The organism is Corallococcus sicarius (assembly GCF_003611735.1).
Taxonomy (GTDB): domain Bacteria; phylum Myxococcota; class Myxococcia; order Myxococcales; family Myxococcaceae; genus Corallococcus; species Corallococcus sicarius.
Genome location: NZ_RAWG01000569.1, coordinates 1 through 2,490, shown reverse-complemented (window position 1 = coordinate 2,490; position 2,490 = coordinate 1). Strand labels below are relative to the sequence as shown.

Here is a 2,490-nt window from a genome sequence, read left to right as displayed (position 1 = left end):
ACGTTGAACAGCCTGCGCCAGTACTCGCTGTGCAATGCCCCGGAGGAGACGCACCGCTACGTCATCGCCGTGCAACGCGACGCGAACGGGCGCGGCGGTTCACGGGCCCTGCACGACCACGTGCGCGTGGGCGACGTGCTCACCGTGAGCGCGCCCCTCAATGACTTCCCGCTCCTGTACGCACGCAGCTACGTGCTCATCGCGGGCGGCATCGGCATCACCCCGCTCTTGGCCATGGCGCGCGTGCTGGAGCGCACCGGCGCGGAGTGGGTGCTGCACTACTGCTCGCGCAACGCGGAGAGGACCGCCTTCCGGGAGCTGTGGTCCTCGCCGTCCTTCGCCGGCCACGTGCACCTCCACCATGACGGGGGCGACCCGGCGAAGGGGCTGGACGTGAAGGCGCTGCTGGGCTCGCGCGACCCGGGCACGCGGCTGTACTGCTGCGGCCCCGCGGGGCTGATGAAGGCCGTGCGCGAGGCGGCGACGCTGCACCGGTGGCCCCGGGAGAAGGTGCACTTCGAGGCCTTCACCGCCGAGGGCACCGCCGCCACCCGCGCCCGCGAGGAGGCGGACTTCGAGGTGGCCCTGCGCAGCACCGGCCAGGTGCTCCGCGTCCCGGCCGGAAGCAGCGTGCTCAACGTGCTGCGCTCGCACGGGGTGAAGGTGGAGAGCGACTGCGAAGCCGGCTCGTGTGGCACCTGCCTCACCCGCGTCTGCGAGGGCACCCCCGAGCACCGGGACACCTTCTTCCAGCAGGAGCCCGCGGGAGACGAGCGCATGCTCGTCTGTGTCTCGCGTGCACGTTCCAAGCGGCTGGTGCTGGACCTGTAGTAGGAGGCCAGGGCCGGGACGCTCGCCTGAAGGGAGCGCCACGGCCGCGCGGGCGGCCCATGCTCGCGCACGAGAGAGGCTGATGAGCGACGGGTCGCTGTTCTCCATGGAGACGATTCCCACCGAGGCCCGGCACCAGGGCCGGCTGTGGGTGGCGGATCTGCTGGACCTCACGGGCGCGGCGCTCGTGGGCTGGGGCGCGGTGCGCGCGGCGGAGCAGGCCTCTACCGCCGGGGCGCTCGGGCTCGCCGGGGCCCTGGCGTGGTTCACCCTGTCCGCGGTGGGCGGGCTGACGGGCCGCACCCCGGGCCGTCACTTCCTGGGCCTGCTGATGGAGCGTGGAGACGGACGCGCGCCGGGCCTGGGCACGGGCCTGCTGCGCGGCCTCACCGCGCCGGTGGACCTGCTGCTGCAAGGGGTGCTGCAGCGCCGGCCCCTGGACGCGCGGCTGGGGGTGCACGCGCGGCCGCTTTCGGGCGGTGTTCGCGGCTGGCTGCGCGGGCTGCTGCCCCAGCTCGTCGGGGTGGCGGTGCTCGCGGGCGCGGTGTGGAGCATCGCCACGCCCACGCGCCAGGAGATGCTCCAGTACCTGGACTCCACGCTGACCGGTTGGCACTGCTGCCACGGCACGCGCGAGGTGACGTGGCAGTGCCGCACGTCCCTGTCCCGCGCCGTGCGCAACGCGAAGGGCGGCGACGCGGAGGTGGAGAAGCTGCTGCGCGCCGAGTGCCCCGTGGCCGCCGCGCGACTTGCGCCCTGAGGCCGGCCGCACGCAAGGGAGCACCGAGAGGGCTCCTCGGCGGAAGCGTCAGTCCTCCTCGCCCAGCGCGAAGTCGCCCTGACCTTCCTTGCAGGTGACGCGCACCATGCGATTGCCCACGGCGGGCGCGCTCGACTCCACCCTGAAGTAGGGCTCACCCAGCCGGACCACGTGCCGCGAGTACTTCTCCAGCTGCGCCATGAACGCCTGCTGCCGCTTCGCCATGACGAGGGTGCACCCGGTCCAGGTGCGGCTGTCCTCGTTGATGATGGTCAGGGTGCTGTTGTAGTTGCTGCCCAGCAGGCCTTTCAGGGTCGCGCTTCCCAGGAGTGGGGACTTCGCCGGGGGCGGCTCCTCGCGCACCGGCTCCGCGACGGGCGCGGGCGCCGCGGGCTCCTGCGGCCGCGCGGGCAGCACCACGAAGCGCGGCCCCTTCGCCGTGTTCGCCTCTTCGTCCAGCCGCAGCACGAGCTGATCCCGATTGGGAGGGATGCTCTCCACGCGGGCCTGCCCCAGCAACGGGCGCTTGTTGGAGCCGCGAGGGACCGCGGGGCCCACCACCTGCAATGACAGGCCCGCGTTGAGGCCCCGCCACGCGTCCAGCTTCGCCACGCGCTGGCCGCCGCGCATCTCTTCAATCGCAGCCACCGGCGTGGTCACGACCACCGTGCGCGGGGGCCGCTTCGGCTTCGACACCGAGGCCGTCTTCACCGGCTTGTCGGGCACCACCACCGGGGGCACCTCGGTCGGCACCGGCACGCTGCTCCCGTCATCCGGCCCCTTGTTCACCACGCCCTCGTGGAGGGTGGGCGGCGGCTCCACCGCGGGAGGCGGCACCACCACCGGAGGCGGCGCCCACCCTCCACGAGGGCGTGGTGAACAAGGGGCCGGATGACGGG

The 2,490-nt window shown here is 73.3% G+C and carries 2 protein-coding genes and 1 pseudogene; 2 read left to right on the top strand and 1 reads right to left on the bottom strand.

Translation table 11 applies throughout. The annotated features are described in order from the left end of the window. Positions 1–831 (top strand): PDR/VanB family oxidoreductase (locus D7X12_RS40780; RefSeq protein ID WP_147443982.1); only part of this gene is annotated, 831 nt, incomplete at its 5' end. 82 nt (positions 832–913) lie between these two features. Further along, positions 914–1,591, top strand: coding sequence for a hypothetical protein (locus tag D7X12_RS40775; RefSeq protein ID WP_120630492.1), 678 nt, complete (start codon positions 914–916; stop codon positions 1,589–1,591). Positions 1,592–1,639: 48 nt separating this feature from the next. On the opposite strand, the pseudogene D7X12_RS40770 reads toward D7X12_RS40775, so the two are convergent. After that, positions 1,640–2,490 (bottom strand): annotated as a pseudogene (locus D7X12_RS40770) (hypothetical protein); the annotation flags it as partial.